At 64.9% G+C, this 15,306-nt stretch carries 15 protein-coding genes and 1 pseudogene; 11 read left to right on the forward strand and 5 right to left on the reverse strand.

The genetic code is table 11. The features are described 5' to 3' along the window. The 8 genes and pseudogenes from RMN73_RS03535 to RMN73_RS03570 all read left to right on the forward strand — a co-directional run. Positions 1–371: pseudogene (locus RMN73_RS03535) on the forward strand (phosphate ABC transporter substrate-binding protein); the annotation flags it as partial. 21 nt (positions 372–392) lie between these two features. Next, positions 393–1,775 (forward strand): phosphate ABC transporter permease subunit PstC, encoded by a 1,383-nt coding sequence (pstC, locus tag RMN73_RS03540; protein WP_309601938.1) that lies wholly within the window; start codon positions 393–395, stop codon positions 1,773–1,775. After that, positions 1,768–3,006, forward strand: coding sequence for a phosphate ABC transporter permease PstA (gene pstA, locus RMN73_RS03545; protein WP_309601939.1), 1,239 nt, complete (start codon positions 1,768–1,770; stop codon positions 3,004–3,006). The genes pstC and pstA overlap by 8 nt, the downstream gene beginning before the upstream one ends. Before the next feature lie 86 nt (positions 3,007–3,092). Beyond that, positions 3,093–3,839 carry a phosphate ABC transporter ATP-binding protein PstB gene (gene pstB / locus RMN73_RS03550; protein ID WP_309601964.1) on the forward strand — a complete coding sequence of 249 codons (747 nt, stop codon included), beginning with the start codon at positions 3,093–3,095 and terminating at the stop codon, positions 3,837–3,839. A gap of 14 nt (positions 3,840–3,853) precedes the next feature. Then, a complete protein-coding gene (gene phoU, locus RMN73_RS03555) occupies positions 3,854–4,558 on the forward strand; it encodes a phosphate signaling complex protein PhoU (protein ID WP_309601940.1) in 705 nt (234 codons plus the stop codon). Next, the gene (gene phoB / locus RMN73_RS03560; RefSeq protein ID WP_309601941.1) at positions 4,555–5,244 is read left to right on the forward strand and encodes a phosphate regulon transcriptional regulator PhoB; all 690 of its coding nucleotides are present in this window, start codon (positions 4,555–4,557) and stop codon (positions 5,242–5,244) included. Before phoU ends, phoB begins: the two co-directional genes overlap by 4 nt. 29 nt (positions 5,245–5,273) lie before the next feature. Then, positions 5,274–6,014, forward strand: coding sequence for a 23S rRNA (guanosine(2251)-2'-O)-methyltransferase RlmB (gene rlmB, locus RMN73_RS03565; protein ID WP_309601942.1), 741 nt, complete (start codon positions 5,274–5,276; stop codon positions 6,012–6,014). Continuing rightward, positions 6,014–6,637, forward strand: coding sequence for a DNA-3-methyladenine glycosylase 2 family protein (locus RMN73_RS03570; protein WP_309601943.1), 624 nt, complete (start codon positions 6,014–6,016; stop codon positions 6,635–6,637). Before rlmB ends, RMN73_RS03570 begins: the two co-directional genes overlap by 1 nt. A gap of 4 nt (positions 6,638–6,641) precedes the next feature. On the opposite strand, the gene RMN73_RS03575 is transcribed toward RMN73_RS03570, so the two are convergent. The 4 genes from RMN73_RS03575 to RMN73_RS03590 all read right to left on the reverse strand — a co-directional run bounded on the left by RMN73_RS03575 (position 6,642) and on the right by RMN73_RS03590 (position 11,928). Continuing rightward, positions 6,642–7,481 carry a serine hydrolase gene (locus tag RMN73_RS03575; RefSeq protein ID WP_309601944.1) on the reverse strand — a complete coding sequence of 280 codons (840 nt, stop codon included), beginning with the start codon at positions 7,479–7,481 and terminating at the stop codon, positions 6,642–6,644. A 135-nt stretch (positions 7,482–7,616) separates the two neighbouring features. Then, positions 7,617–8,861, reverse strand: a complete 1,245-nt coding sequence (locus RMN73_RS03580) for a hypothetical protein (protein WP_309601945.1) — start codon at positions 8,859–8,861, stop codon at positions 7,617–7,619. Positions 8,862–8,951: 90 nt separating this feature from the next. Continuing rightward, positions 8,952–9,650: a pirin family protein gene (locus tag RMN73_RS03585; RefSeq protein ID WP_309601946.1), complete on the reverse strand. Its 699-nt coding sequence runs from the start codon at positions 9,648–9,650 to the stop codon at positions 8,952–8,954. A 46-nt stretch (positions 9,651–9,696) separates the two neighbouring features. Next, entirely contained in the window at positions 9,697–11,928 is a 2,232-nt protein-coding gene (locus RMN73_RS03590; protein WP_309601947.1) for an adenylate/guanylate cyclase domain-containing protein, read from the reverse strand. A 125-nt stretch (positions 11,929–12,053) separates the two neighbouring features. Between RMN73_RS03590 and RMN73_RS03595 the strand changes: the two genes are divergently transcribed. Continuing rightward, positions 12,054–13,298 carry a tetratricopeptide repeat protein gene (locus RMN73_RS03595; RefSeq protein WP_309601948.1) on the forward strand — a complete coding sequence of 415 codons (1,245 nt, stop codon included), beginning with the start codon at positions 12,054–12,056 and terminating at the stop codon, positions 13,296–13,298. A gap of 17 nt (positions 13,299–13,315) precedes the next feature. Beyond that, positions 13,316–14,119 carry a FecR domain-containing protein gene (locus tag RMN73_RS03600; protein ID WP_309601949.1) on the forward strand — a complete coding sequence of 268 codons (804 nt, stop codon included), beginning with the start codon at positions 13,316–13,318 and terminating at the stop codon, positions 14,117–14,119. A 1-nt stretch (position 14,120) separates the two neighbouring features. On the opposite strand, the gene RMN73_RS03605 is transcribed toward RMN73_RS03600, so the two are convergent. Continuing rightward, positions 14,121–14,642 carry a gamma carbonic anhydrase family protein gene (locus tag RMN73_RS03605; protein WP_309601950.1) on the reverse strand — a complete coding sequence of 174 codons (522 nt, stop codon included), beginning with the start codon at positions 14,640–14,642 and terminating at the stop codon, positions 14,121–14,123. A gap of 124 nt (positions 14,643–14,766) precedes the next feature. On the opposite strand from RMN73_RS03605, the gene RMN73_RS03610 reads away from it, so the two are divergent. Then, positions 14,767–15,294, forward strand: a complete 528-nt coding sequence (locus RMN73_RS03610; RefSeq protein WP_309601951.1) for a CAP domain-containing protein — start codon at positions 14,767–14,769, stop codon at positions 15,292–15,294. Positions 15,295–15,306: the final 12 nt, after the last annotated feature.

Consider the following 15,306-nt stretch of genomic DNA (forward strand, 5'->3'; position numbering starts at 1 on the left):
GCGAAAATGACAATCTGCTGGTCCAGAAGGTCACCGCCGACCCGGGCACGCTCGGCGTGCTGGGCTTCTCCTACCTTGAAGAGAATCTCGACAAGGTGAAGCCGGTCAGCCTCGCCGGTGTCGCCCCGACCGAAACGACGATTGCCGATCTGAGCTATCCGGGCAGCCGCAAGCTGTACGTCTACGTCAAGGGCGAGCATCTCGCGATCAAGCCGGCAATGAAGCAGTTTATTGCGGCGTATGCCAAGTCCTGGGGCAAGGGCGGAAGCCTTGAAAAGCGCGGCCTCGTGCCGTTCGCCGCAGCGGATTTGGAAGGTGCCAATGCCCAGGCTGAGGCGCTCAAGCCACTCGACCCCGCTGGCCTCAAGTAAGCGCGAGCGCCCGGGGGCACCATGACGCTCACTACGGCGCTGGTCGCCGTCCTGCTGATCGCCGCCGCTGCGGGGTTCCTGGCATTTCGCCGGGCCCGCAGCTTGCGCGGTGCTGGCGGCCGGCTCAACAGCCTGCCCAGCTATCACGCATCTTACGCCGCCATGTGGTCCGCCCTTCCGGCGTTGCTGATCGTCGCCTTGTACATCCCGGTCGAAAGCCGGTTGGTCGACAATGCAGTGCTGTCGAGCGCCGAGGGCCGCGCGCTCCCGGCGTTCGAGATGCAGCGCAATACCATCCTCAACGAGGCCCGCGAGATTGCCCACGGCGACCGCGAAGTCGGCTTCAACCCCGAATCCACCGCGCTCGTCCCGCGCATCCTGGAAGCCGAAGTGCGGTATGGCGCGCTTGGCGGGGGGATCGCGATCCTTGCCGCATTTGCCGGTGCGGGCCTCGCGCTGCGCCGGGTCGGGCTTGATTTCCGCGCCCGCGCCGGGGTCGAGCGATGGGTGCTCGGACTATTGGTCGGCGCCTCGCTGATCGCCATTCTGACGACGCTCGGGATTGTGCTTTCCCTGCTGTTTGAAAGCATTCGCTTCTTCAACCTGGTCAGTCCGAGCGAATTCCTGTTCACCACCACCTGGAGTCCGCAGACTGCACTTCGGGCCGACCAGGCCGGATCGTCGGGTGCGTTCGGGTCGGTGCCATTGTTCTGGGGAACGGCGTTCATCGGTGCGATCATCGCCATGATCGTCGCCATCCCGTTGGGGTTGATGTGCGCTATCTTCCTCACCCAATATGCCCCGGCGAAACTGCGTAGCTGGCTAAAGCCGATCCTCGAGATTCTCGCGGGGGTCCCGACCGTGGTCTATGGCTATTTCGCCGCGCTGACCGTCGCGCCGATGGTCCGCGACCTTGGCCTGTCGCTCGGCATTACCTCGGCCTCGTCGGAAAGTGCGCTTGCTGCTGGCCTGGTGATGGGCATCATGATCATCCCGTTCGTCTCGTCGATGGCCGACGACAGCATCGCGGCCGTGCCGCAGGCGATGCGCGACGGCAGCCTGGCAATGGGCGCGACCAAGTCGGAAACGATCAAGCGCGTGGTCCTTCCGGCCGCCCTCCCCGGCGTGGTCGGCGGAATATTGCTCGCGGTCAGCCGCGCGATTGGCGAGACGATGATCGTCGTCATGGCCGCCGGCCTGTCCGCCAACATGACTGCCAACCCGTTCGCCAGCGTTACCACGGTCACCGTCCAGATCGTCCAGTTGCTGACCGGCGATCAGGAATTCGACAGTGCCAAGACGCTTGCCGCCTTCGCGCTCGGGCTGGCATTGTTCGTCATCACCCTGGCGCTCAACCTGATCGCGTTGATTGTGGTCCGCCGTTATCGGGAAGCCTATGACTAGCCCCCTCACCCGCTGGACCGATGGATCGATGGATCGGCTGGTTGCCAAGCGCAACGCGTCCGAGCGGCGCTTTCGTGCGCTTGGCTTCATCGCCGTCGCCTTGTCGCTCGGCTTTCTTGCCTTCCTGTTGTTTACGATGTCGGCCAAAGGGCTCGGCGGCTTCGTCACCACCGAGGTTAGGCTGACGATCGACTTCCCGCGGTCGGACCTGATGCTCGATCCGGGCGCATTGCGCGGCCCCGATGCCGAGCAGAACATTGGTGGCGCGGGGCTCGACGGCATTATCGAACAGGCCGCAGTAGCGCGGTTCGGCGAGGGCGGCGGCGAGCTGTTCGGTGGGGCCACCATGCGCGCTCTGGGCGATCAGCTAGTGGCCAATCCCGACCTGCTTACCAAACGCGTCGATTTCTGGCTGCCATTGTCGGCCAAGGCCGATCTTGCGGCCAAGCATGGCGGCGATGCGGCCTATGAGAAATTGCTGTCCAGGGCCGAAACGCGGACTCGCTTCAATCGCAACTTCCTCACCGCCTCCGACGCGACCGATGCCTCGGCAGCGGGCGTATGGGGCGCGCTAAAAGGCAGTTTCCTAACGATTATGGTGACCATTCTGCTGGCTTTCCCAATCGGCGTCCTGGCCGCGCTCTACCTCGAAGAGTTCGCGCCAAGGAACCGCTGGACCGACCTGATCGAGGTCAGCATCAACAACCTTGCTGCCGTGCCGTCGATCATCTTCGGCCTGCTCGGTCTCGCGGTGTTCCTCAATTTCATGAACCTGCCTCGATCCGCGCCTTTGGTTGGCGGACTGACGCTGGCGCTGATGACCATGCCGGTGATCGTCATCGCCGGGCGCAACGCCATCACGTCGGTCCCGCCCTCGATCCGCGACGCGGCATTGGGCGTCGGCGCGTCGAAGATGCAGGTCGTGTTCCATCACGTCCTGCCGCTCGCGCTGCCCGGTATCCTGACCGGAACGATCATCGGGTTGGCCCGCGCACTGGGCGAAACCGCGCCGCTGCTGATGATCGGCATGCGCGCCTTCATCGCTTCACCGCCGGGCGGGATCACCGATCCGGCGACCGTGCTGCCGGTCCAGATCTTTCTGTGGTCGGACGAGGTCGACCGCGCCTTCGTCGAGAAGACCAGCGCCGCTATCATCGTCCTGCTCGTCTTCATGCTCGTGATGAACGGGCTCGCCATCTATCTTCGCAACCGCTTCGAACGTCGCTGGTAAGGCCAAGCATCATGATCGACACCATCGTTCCAACGCCCCTCGACGTCGCCGAAACGGTCGAGCCCGCAACCCAGCGCGCGCCCAAGATGACCGCGCGCGACGTGCATGTTTTCTACAGCGACAAGGAGGCGATCAAGGGCGTCGACATCGACATCCATGACGACAAGGTCACCGCCTTCATCGGCCCGTCGGGCTGCGGCAAGTCGACTTTCCTGCGCTGCCTCAACCGGATGAACGACACCATCCCGACGGCGCGCGTGACCGGCGAAATCGAGCTTGATGGGCAGAACGTTAATTCAGGCGCGATGGATGTGGTCCAGCTCCGCGCCCGGGTCGGGATGGTGTTCCAGAAACCCAATCCCTTCCCCAAGTCGATCTACGAGAATGTCGCTTACGGCCCGCGCATCCACGGCCTTGCCCAGGGCAAGAGCGAACTCGACGCGATCGTCGAGAAGTCGCTCCATCGCGCCGGCCTGTGGGACGAGGTCAAGGATCGGATGGAAGATAGCGGCACCGCCTTGTCGGGCGGCCAGCAGCAGCGACTGTGCATTGCCCGCGCCATCGCGGTCGATCCCGAAGTGATCCTGATGGACGAACCCTGCTCGGCACTCGATCCGATCGCCACCGCCAAGATCGAGGAACTGATCCACGCGCTGCGCGGTCGCTACGCGATCGCGATCGTCACCCACAACATGCAGCAGGCCGCGCGCGTGTCGCAACGCACCGCTTTCTTCCATCTCGGCGAGATCGTCGAATATGGCAAAACCTCGGAAATCTTCACCAATCCTGTGGAGCAGCGCACCCAGGACTATATCACCGGCCGCTACGGCTGATCGGAGCAGGACAGATGGTCACCACCGGCGGACATACAATCAAGGCATTCGACGACGATCTCGATCGGCTGCGCGCACTCATCAGTGAGATGGGCGGCCTTGCCGAACATGGCATTCGCGAATCGTTGCGCTGCCTAGTCGAGCGCGACCATGAAGGCGCCAAGCGGGTGGTCGAGGAAGACCGTAAACTCGACGCGCTCGAGATCGAGACCGAGCGCCGCGCGGTCCAGCTGATAGCACTGCGGGCGCCAATGGCTGGCGATCTGCGCGATGTGGTCGCCGCGCTCAAGATTTCAAGCGTGGTCGAACGGATCGGCGATTATGCCAAGAACATCGCCAAGCGCGTGCCGTTGCTCGATGAGATCGGCAATATCGAGCCGCTGTCACTGCTTCCCGAAATGGCGCGGATCGCGACCGAGATGGTCCACGATGTGCTGACCGCCTTCGTCGAGCGCGATGCCGCCGCCGCACTGGAAGTGATCGAGCGCGACCGAAAAGTCGACGATTTCTACAATAGCATCTTTCGCACCCTGCTCACTTACATGATGGAAAATCCGCACAATATCACCCAGTCGACGCACTTGCTGTTCGTCGCCAAGAATGTCGAGCGGGTCGGCGATCATGCCACCAACATCGCCGAGATGGTCTATTATGCCGCCACCGGCGAATATCTCGGTGACCGTCCCAAGGGTGACGATCTGCTGGCGCCGTCGCAGTGAGCGCACGTCGGCTCCTGCTGGTCGAGGATGACCGGGCATTGGCCGACCTGATCGGCTTTCACTTCGAACGTGACGGCTGGGCCGTGACCCGCACGGGCGATGGCGAGGAAGCCCTGATCCTGGCCGAGGAAGTGTCCCCCGGCCTCGTCATCCTCGACTGGATGATCGAGGGGATTAGCGGCATCGAAGTGTGCCGCCGCCTGCGCCGCAAGCCGGCCACCGCGCGCCTGCCGATCATCATGTTGACCGCGCGCGGCGAAGAAGCGGACCGCATTCGCGGGCTCGAAACCGGCGCCGACGATTATATGACCAAGCCGTTCAGCCCCAAGGAACTGGTCGCCCGCGCTGCCGCCGTGCTGCGCCGCGCCCGCCCGTCGCTGGCCGCCGAGCGGCTCGATTATGGCGGGATCGAGATGGACCTTTCCGCCCACCGGGTGCGGCGTGAGGGCGAGGCGATCAAGCTTGGCCCGACCGAGTATCGCCTGCTTCGTCATTTGCTCGAGCGCCCCGGCCGGGTGTTCTCGCGCCAGCAATTGCTCGAAATGGCGTGGCCGCACAGCGAGGATATCGAGCTTCGGACGGTCGACGTGCATATTCGCCGCCTCCGCCAGGCACTCGGCGACCCTGACCTTATCCGCACCGTCCGCTCGGCCGGCTATGCGCTGGATTCGGAGGGGCTTGCCTAAGCCCGGTCATCGCCGCATGAGCCTGCCTCATGGCGCGTAAGAACAAGACCAAAAGCGGTGGCAATCCCAACCGGCCGCGTTTCTGGGGCAAGCATGCGGTCGCGGCCGCGCTCGATAATCCCGAGCGGCGGGTCCACAAGGCGTGGACCACGCTCGAGGCCGCAGGCTTCATGAATTTCCCCAAGGACCTCGTCGTGATGCGCGCCGAGGTGCCCGATCTCGGCCGCATGGTCCCCGCCGACGCGCCGCACCAGGGCGTGGTGATCGAAGTCGAGCCGCTCGAGGATATGTGGCTCAGCGACTTGCTGTCCGAGGCCCCCGAGCGCGCCGTGCTGCTGGTGCTCGACCAGGTCACCGATCCGCACAATGTCGGCGCCATCCTGCGCTCGGCGGCCGCGTTCGGCGCAATCGGCATCGTCACCCAGGACCGCCACTCGCCGCCCGAAAGCGGCGCGCTGGCCAAGGCTGCATCGGGCGCGCTCGAACGCGTGCCGTGGGTGCGCGTCGTCAACCTCGCCCGCGCACTCGAGGAAATGGCCGAGGCCGGTTTCTGGCGGATCGGACTGGCCGGCGATGCCAAGGACGATCTCAAGGCTGCACTCGGACCGCAGCGGGTGGCCTTGGTGCTCGGCGCCGAAGGTCCGGGCATGCGCTCCAACACCCGCGAGCATTGCGACGCGCTCGCCCGCCTGCCGATTTCGAGCAACATGGAAAGCCTCAACGTCTCCAACGCCGCCGCCGTCGCGCTCTACGCCGCCAGCGTCGCCTGATGGTCCGTACCACCCAGAGCCTCAACCACAGCCTCGACGCGCTTGCCGCGGCCGAACCCGCCTTCGCCCGCACCATCGCCAGCCACGGCCGGCCCGAGCCCCGCCTCAGCGAACCGGGGGTCGAGAGCCTGCTCCGCACCTTCGTCGGCCAGCAAGTCTGCGTCGCCGCCGCGCGCTCGATGTGGAACAAGCTGATCGCCCGTTATGGCGACCCGGTCGATCTCGCTGCCTTGCTCGACGCGACCGACGAGCAACTCCGCGAAGCCGGCCTGTCGCGCCAGAAAGCGGGCTATGCGCGCAGCCTCGCCGGGCTAACCCTGTCGGGCGAGCTCGACCTGACCAAGCTCCCCGAAGACGATGAGGAAGCCATCGCCTTGCTTACCCGCATCAAGGGCATCGGCCGCTGGTCGGCGGAAATCTATCTGTTGTTCGCCGAAGGGCGTGGCGATGTCTGGCCGGCGGGCGATCTCGCGGTGCAGATCGAGCTGGGCCGGATGCTCGGGCTCGCCGAACGACCAAGCGAGAAACACTTGCGCGAACTGGCCGAGGCATGGCGCCCGCACCGCGGCGCCGCCGCCGTACTCGCCTGGCATAGCTACAATAATATCGGGACCGCGCTTTAGCCGCTTAGTTGGCCGAGCCGCCGGTGCCGCCGTAGGTGGTGAACATTCGCCCGCCCCACGATCCGCTGAACCCGTCGTAGATCGCCCGTGCCGCCTGGGCGATGGTCGATGGCCGGTCGCTCCCGCCGCGCGCGAAGAAGGCCACCGCGAGGCGCCGTCCGTCGGGCATGGTGATGAAGCCGACGTCGCCGGTCAGCCCGTTGAGCGTCCCGGTCTTGTGCTGGACCAAGGTGCCGGCCGGAAGCAACGCCTTCATCCGGTTACGTCCGGTGATGCAGCGCTCCATCATGTCGAGCAGGTAACGGCGGCTTTCGGGCTTGAGCACCGGGCCATGGTCGATCAGCCGGAGCAGCTTGAGCATCGACAGTGGCGAACTTGAATCGCGGCGGTCGAGCAGGTCGCGCGGCGAGCGCAACAATTGCGAAATTGTCCGGTCGATCCGGATCCCCGACAGTCCGTTATAGTTGAGCCAGGTCTGGACGGTTGCGGGGCCGCCGAGGTTGCGGATCAACGCGTCGGTTGCCGCATTGTCGCTGCGGGTCAGCATCAACTCAATCTGTTGCGACGCCGATCGCCCGCTGATCCGGTCGCTGAGCGAACGACGTCCGGCATCAACCTGGTTGAGATACGCGCCCGCCACCGCCAGCTTGACCGTGCTGGCCATCGGGAACAGCCGGTCACCGTTGATGCTGACGTTGCGCCCGCTCGACAGGTCGACTGCGGCAATGCCGAAATCACCCGACCGGGTCGACACCAGCTCGGCCAATTGCCGCTCGACCGTCATCAGGTCGGGCGAGGATGCCGCAGCCGCAGGTTGCGCGACAATGGCCAACAGCCAGGACAAGGCGACAAGGAGGCGCAGTGCAATTCTCCAGCAAAGGTTGAACAGCGGAATGTAGACCTAGACACGCGATTGGTTACAATCGGGTTAGGGCCAATCCGTTTTGTTAAAGCGATGAAACGAGTCGAAACCGTCCCATTAACGGCGAACGCCCTTCTCATAGCGCCGGGCACCGAGCCCGTTCCACGACCGCGCACCGCGATCGATCCGTAGCGGCGCGAGCTTGTCCTGCCCGTCATTGCCCTGCCCGACCAGGAACCCGGCGGCACTCTGCCCGTCGCCGTTCGACCAGCGATAGCGAACGCTGATTGCGACCAATGGCATGAACAATTTGCGCCCTTCATATTCATATTCGCTGATCGCCTCGAGCGGCAGCCGGACCGCGCTGCGCAGCGGGTTTCGGGCGTAGGGCGCGATTTGCGGGATGGGGTCGCTGACCGCGGTATCGGCGGTAAAGAAGGCGCTCAGTTCAACGTCCTGGCTGGCACCGGCATTGAGCAATTTGGCTTCGATGATCACGTCGCGGGCGGCCGCGCTGCCCGAATTGTACAACGTCACTTCAAACGCGATCGCCGCGCCTTGCTCATCGAGCAACGCGCGATCGGGCGACAGTTCGACGTCGATCCACGGGCGCAGACCGGTCGACACGATCCCGCCCGGGATGATCGGGTCGGGCCGCGGCTCGACCCGCGGCGGCGCGGGCGGTGGCGGCATCAGCGTCGTCGGCAGCGGCTTGCGCACGCCGGTCGCGGCCGGTGCGGGGGTCGGGTCGGGCCGGGGCGCGAAGCCCACCGCCGGATCGGCTCTCGGCGTGGGCGTCGGGGTTGGCGGGGACGGACGAACGATGTCGATCGGGGCATGGCCCGCCGCTGCATAACGGCCATTGTGATGCCGCCGGCGGAAGAACCACAGCAGTCCGCCGCCGGCAATCGCCAGCAGTCCGATCAGCCCAGACCAGATCGAAAAACCGCCCGACTCCACCGGCGATGCAGCCGGAATCGGCTCGTCGATCACTGGCGGCGCGCTGCTAGTTGCGGGCGCGGCGCTCGAATCGGGCAGGGTCGGCGGCCGGCTGAACAAATCATTGTCCGGGGCGGCGGGCTGACGGTTGTTGCTCGTCGCGGGTGCAGCCGTCGCCGGGGCCGTGTCGCGCGGCGTGGCTGGCGGAGTCGATGCGGGGGCGCTGCTCGCGGGCGCCGGAACCGTCGCGGCGGGCGGGCGTCCTGCGGGTTGGGTGACCGTCCCGTTGAGGGAGAAATTGGACAGTCCGCCCGGGCCGATATCGTTCGGATTGGCCGGTGGCGCGCTGGTTGCGGCACCAGTGTCCTGCGCCGCAAGCGGCACCGCCGCCGCCAGCCACATGGCTGCCAGCGCGCTACCCACGCCCTTTGCGATTGTCGTCCTGCGATCCAACACTCGATCCTTCACGCCCGCCTTTGGCCTGACTGGGCCGCAGCTTCAAGCAGTGAGTGCCTAGCGCGCGTCGACCAGCACCAGTTCCGCGTCGGCTTCCGCCCCCGCTTCGATCGTCAGCCGGGTTTCGCCGGTGATCGCGATCCCGTCGCGCGCCTCGGCCGCGACCCCGTTGACGGTCACGCCGGCGCTTGCCACCAGATATTGGTGCCGCGCCGGGTCGATCTCCAGCTCGATCGCTTTTCCAGCCGGCAGATTGGCCCCGAGCAGCCGCGCGTCGGCGTTGATCGTCAGTGTCCCGTCACCGGGGTCGCCGCTGGCGAGCAATTGGAACTGGCCGTCGCGACTGTCCTTGGGGAACGGCATCGCGCCCCAGCCGGGCTCGACCCCCGGCTTGTCGCTCTCGATCCAGATCTGGAACAACGTCGTCGATTCGTCTTCCAAGTTGAACTCGGCATGGGTCACGCCCTTGCCCGCACTCATCACCTGGACATCGCCAGCCGCGGTACGGCCCTTGTTGCCGAGCGAATCCTGGTGGGTGATCGCACCCGAGCGGACGTAAGTGATGATCTCCATGTCGCGGTGCGGGTGCGGCGGGAAGCCTGACTGGGCGGCGATCGTATCGTCGTTCCACACCCGGATCCGGCCCCACTCCATGCGCTTGGGGTCGTGATAATTGGCGAAACTGAAATGGTGACGGGCATCGAGCCAGCCGTGATTGGCATGGCCCAGCGACGTGAAGGGGCGGATGTTGATCATGATCCCAAGATGCGCGGTTGCGCAGGTGGTTCAAGTGTCATGGATGTTACTTACTGCTCGCCTCATACACCCCGTCCCATTCGGCTGGCGGCGGGTTGGCGGCAAAGGCGGCGATCCGGCCGCGATACAGCATGTTGAGCTGGCCCAGTCCAAACGCCGTGGCGGCCTGGTCATTGGCGTCGTTGAGATCCGCCGCCAATGCCCAGTTTTGGGAATAATATGCTTGCATTACAGCAAGATGCGCCTTTTCCAGTTCGACGAAATCATATGATGCTCGCAGTGCGACTTCACCCAGCAAGACATGCACCGTCTCGACCGCATCGCGCCCCACCACCCGCACCCGGTCGATCGGCAGCGACGCAAAGTCGCCAAGGTGCTGCGCCAGCGCATTGGCCATCAGGATCGGCACTCCATAATATTTGGACATCCCCTCCAGCCGCGACGCCAAATTCACCGGATCGCCAATCAGCGAGTAAGACAGGCGCCGTTCCGAGCCGATATTGCCGACACAGCACAGCCCCGAATTGAGTCCGATCCCGATCTTCACTTCGCCCGGCCAGGTCCCATCGCCGCGCGCTTCCATTTCCTGGTTGAGCGCCTTTAGTCGCGCCTGCATCGCCAGCGCGGCGCGCGCCGCATTGACCCGGTGGTCGGGGTCGTCGAGCGGCGCGTTCCAGAACGCCAGGATCGCATCGCCGATATATTTGTCGATCGTCGCCTTATAGCCGAGCAGCAGGTCGGTCATCGGCGTCAGGAACCGGACAAGGAAGGCAATCACTTCATTCGGCGCCAGTTTCTCCGAAATCCGCGAGAATGACCGAATGTCGGCGAACAAGATGCTCATGTCGCGCTCGGTCCCGCCAAGTTCGAGCAACGCTGGGTCATCGGCGATCCGCTTGACCAGTTCGGGCGATAAATAACGATCAAATGCGTGGTGGATGTAGGCGCGCTGTTTCTCTTCGCGGTAAAAAGTCAGGATGGTCTGCACCAGATAGGCCGTCGCCACTCCGATCGCCGGCCAGGTCGGATCAAGCAGAAAGTGGTGATTGGTGTAGGCATACCAGCTACCCATTCCGGTCAGCAGGATCGCGGTTGCACCGACAATCGCCCCCTTCACCGCGCCGATCCTTGGCAGCAATACCGCAATCCCTGTCCCCAGGATCAGCAGCAGCACCAGTTCCAGCCCCGGCGCCCAGTCGGGCCGGACCAGGAAATGGCTGAGGATCATTTGCTCGGCGGCCTGGGCATGGACCATCACGCCGAGCTCACGATCCTGAAGCGGGGTCGCCACCAGATCGCGAAGTCCGATCGCACCGGCGCCGATGAAGATGATCCGCCCCTCGACCTCGCTCCGCAATTGTTCGGAGCTGAGCGCGCCGGCCAAAATCTTCCACGCCGGGATCACCCGGAATGGCACTGGCGCGGTATAGCGCATCCACAAATCGCCCGAGCGGGTGGTCGGCACTTCGAACTGCCCGACCTTGAGCGACACCACATCGCCGCCGCCACCGATCTCGCCGCTGCCGTCGCCGGTCTTGATGATCACCGACCCCGCGCCTTGCGCTACCCGCAGCGCCTCGAGCGACAGTGACGGCACGATCGCAGTGCCGTTCCGCGCGATCAGCGGTGCGCGGCGGACAATGGCGTCGCTGTCGGTGGCGATGCTGACGAAGCCATTGCCCTTCGCCGCCGCCTCAAGCCCCGGCAATGGCGGGATGGCGTCGCTGAACGCGGCCAGGTGATCCGGCGCATTGCCCGACAAGGCGAACCCTGCCTTGGGCTGGACCGTGCGGTGATAGGCGTCATGGGTAAGGAAAAACCCCGTCACCACCGGCGCCCCCGTAAAGCTTTTCGCCAGCAATTCATCATTGTCGGGCAGCCGCGCCAGCGTCGCCCGCGCTTCGGGGTCCAGCGCCAGCCGCTTTGCCAGCCGTGGCGGCGATGTCCGGTCCGGCTCGGACAAGACCACGTCATAGGCGATCGCCGCCGCTCCGGCCTCGGTCAACTTGTCGGTCAGCGCGGCAATGTCGGTTCGCGGCCACGGCCACTGGCCCAATCGGCGGATGGTTTCCTCGTCAATGTCGACCACCCGCACCCCGGCGTCCTGGTAGGGGCGCGGCTCGATCCGCTGGAATGCATCGAACATGGCGAAGCTCAGCCGCTCGAGCGCGGGTGCCACGAGCGGCGGCGGGAGCAGCGCCAGCAAGGCGATCAGCACCACCGCAAGGACCCCGGGGAGTGCGGCGTGCCGATCAGTCCGTGCCGAGCTTCCCGCCATTGGCCGCGTTCCCCCTATCCCGATTCACCATGTTCTGACATGATGCACTCATATCAATCGTCGATGGTGATTGCTAAACGAGGGCAAGTTCAGGGGGAAGCGTGTTGCGAATTGGATGTTCATTATTGCGCGTCGGTGTCGGATTGTCGGCCGCGATCACCGCGGTTCCGGCGCTTGCCCAAAGCGATCAGGATATCGAGGCTTTGGTCGCCGAGAGCCAGGCCCCGGTCGACCCCGTCGCCACCGCGCGACAGCAAATTGCGGCCGGCGATCTCACCGGCGCTGTCGCATCGCTCGACCGCGCCTTGCTTGAAAATCCCAACGCCACCGATGCACGATTGCTTTATGCTGCCACCCTCTGCCGCCTCGGCGATCCGCAGGGCGCGCGGATCGAGATGGGCAAGCTAAACCGGCAGGACGTCGGTCAGGCGATGTTCGATGAAACCAATCAGGCATGTGGCGGCGCGCTGGCACGTCCCGCCTCGGCCCAGGCCGACGGCGGTTCGGGCGTCAGCGGCGAAGTCTATGGCGGGCTGGCCTATGATTATGACGCTTCCGGCGCGCTTGCGTTGCAGACCGATTTCTTCGGCTCGTCCGGGCGTAACGACGGGTTCAGCCTGATCAGCGGCGCTCGCCTCACGGCGCGATCGTCGAGCTATGCTGGTACTGGCGGATTTTACGGCGGCTTCAGCGTCAGCTCGAAGCATGACATTTCGGGCCCTAGGCTCGATTATGACATTGGCGAACTTCGCGCTGGCTTCGGCAGCAACGCGGGCAAGATCGGCTTTTCGATCGGCCCGGTGGTGCGGCACATCCGCTTGTTCGACGATCCCTATGTCACCGAATATGGCGGGCAGGGCGAATTGGTGTTCGGCGGAGCGCAGACGCACCACATCCGGCTTCGGCTCGAAAGCGTCTACCAGAATTACGACAATCGCAATTTCCCCGGCAATGATGCGGACGGGGTGCGGCTCGATTTGTCGGCAGCTTATGAAGCCCGGGTTGGCGAAAGCGGGTTCGTCACCGTCGGTGCTGCAGGCGAATATAAGGACGCCGAAGAGCGCAATTTCGGCTATCGCGGTGGTCGGCTGTTCGCTGCCTATCAGCATAGCTTCGCCAATCGCGATTATCTGACCCTGTCGGGGACGCTTCGCCACATCGATTTTCGCAATGCATCGTTCGTCAGCGACCGCATGGATACCCGCGCTTACGGTCGCCTCGCTTATGCCATTGCGCTCGGTACCAGCGGCCTGTTCGTCGAATGGGCCGCGACGTACACCCATCGCCGGTCCAAAATCTCGGACAGCTTCCTCAAGCTTCGCACCTATAACAGCCCGGGCGCCGAAGCCCGCGTGATCTGGAAATTCTGATGACAAAGGGACCGACCATGACCCGCTTTTCCCTATTCGCGCTGACTGCTTTCGCGTTGGCCGGGACCGCTCATGCCGCAAGCACGGTCGGGATCAACGCGGCGATCCGCAACAAGGTGGTGGTGCGCGCCGCGAGCGATCCTGCACCCCGCGCTGCAATTCTCAAAGCCCGGGTGTCACTTGGCGACCAAGTCCAGACCGCCAATGCCTCGATGCTCCAGATCCTGCTGCTCGACCGCAGCAATTTCACTGTTGGTGCCAACGCGCGGGTGACCATCGACCGGTTCGTCTACGACCCGCAGCGCAGCGCGAGTGCGGTCGGCGCGTCGGTCGCCAAGGGCGCATTCCGGTTCATTTCGGGTCGCTCGATTCACAACATGCCAGGCAAGACCGCGATCACCACCCCGGTCGCCTCGATCGGGGTGCGCGGGACCATTTTCGAAGGCGTGGTCGGCACCGATGCGGTGAGGATCGCCGCGCGCGAAGGCGCCGCTGCGGGCGGCAAGGTCGATCCCGAGACCGCAACCCTGATCGTCCTTCGCGGTCCCGCCGCAACCCCGACCGACCCCGGCGGCGCAATCGACGTCACGGCGTTTGGGGAGACCATCGCGCTCGACAAGCCAGGCATGGCGTTGTTCATCCCCGGTCCCAATCAGAAGCCGATTGGGCCGTTCACCCTGTCCGATCCGGGCCTGCTGGCCCTGCACGAGCTGCTGCGCACCACGCCCGACCCGCAAGACGGCAAAGGCGGGTTCGATGCCGAGGGTAATCCGATTGTCGACCGGACGCTCGAGGTGCTTCCCGACTTGCGCGGAAACTAGGCTAGATTTCGGCGAGATCTGCGGAATAGCGCGCCGCTTTGTCGGCATAATGCGCTGCCGACACCGCCAGTGCCGCGACTTCACCGTCGGTCAGCGCCCGGATCGCCCGCGCCGGCGACCCGACAATCAGCATCCGCGACTCGAAGATCTTGCTTTCGGTCACCAGCGCCCCCGCCCCGACCAGGCATTGCGCGCCGATCACCGCGCCATTGAGCACCCGCGCGCCCATCCCGATCAGTGACCCGTCGCCAACGCTGCAGCCATGGAGGATCGCCTGATGACCGACCGTCACCCGCGCCCCGATCGTCAACGGCGCACCAGGGTCGCTATGCCCGATCGACCCGTCCTGGATGTTCGATTCTTCGCCAATGATGATCGGCGTATTGTCGGCGCGGATCACCGCCCCGAACCAGATGCTGGCGCGCGCCCCCAGCCGCACGTCACCGATCAAATCGGCCGACGGCGCCGCCCATGCACCTTCGCCCAGACTCGGGGCGGTCCCCTCGATTGCGTATAATGGCATGGCGTTGCTCTAACCCCTCCTTAATCACGCGTCGATTCGCGCCTGACCCAGATCGGGACGCGCCGATCGCCCGATTCATCATCCGTTAGCGATTTTGGGCGACCGTCGATCGACGGACAAGCCCATGACCAAGACACGCGCCATTTTGACATTTCTCGCCACTGCGTTGGCCGGCGTGGCACCATGCCTTTCAGCGAGCGCGATCGAACCGCCGCAGACGATGGCCGCCCGCATCCTGGCGATGCATAATCAAGAACGCGCTGCGGTCGGTGCGCCGCCGATGGTGTGGGACGAAACGCTTGCCCAATCGGCCGCAAGCTATGGCCCGACGCTCGCCAGCCTGCGTCAACTTCGGCATTCGCCGCGCGACACTCGCCCCGGCCAGCGCGAGAATCTCGCCATGGGGTCGAGCGGCCATTATGACTATCAGGCGATGACCGGCTTCTGGATCAACGAGAAGCGCCACTTTGTGCCCGGCCAGTTCCCCAACGTCAGCCGCACCGGCAATTGGGAGGATGTGGCGCATTACACCCAGATGATCTGGAAAGGCACGACCCACGTCGGCTGCGCGCTGCAACGCGGCGGCGATCTCGATTATCTGATCTGCCGTTATTCGCCGCCGGGCAATGCCGACGGCCGCCCCGTTCCCTGAGCGCGACCCTGA

The organism is Sphingomonas sp. (assembly GCF_031372575.1).
Lineage (GTDB): Bacteria > Pseudomonadota > Alphaproteobacteria > Sphingomonadales > Sphingomonadaceae > Sphingomicrobium.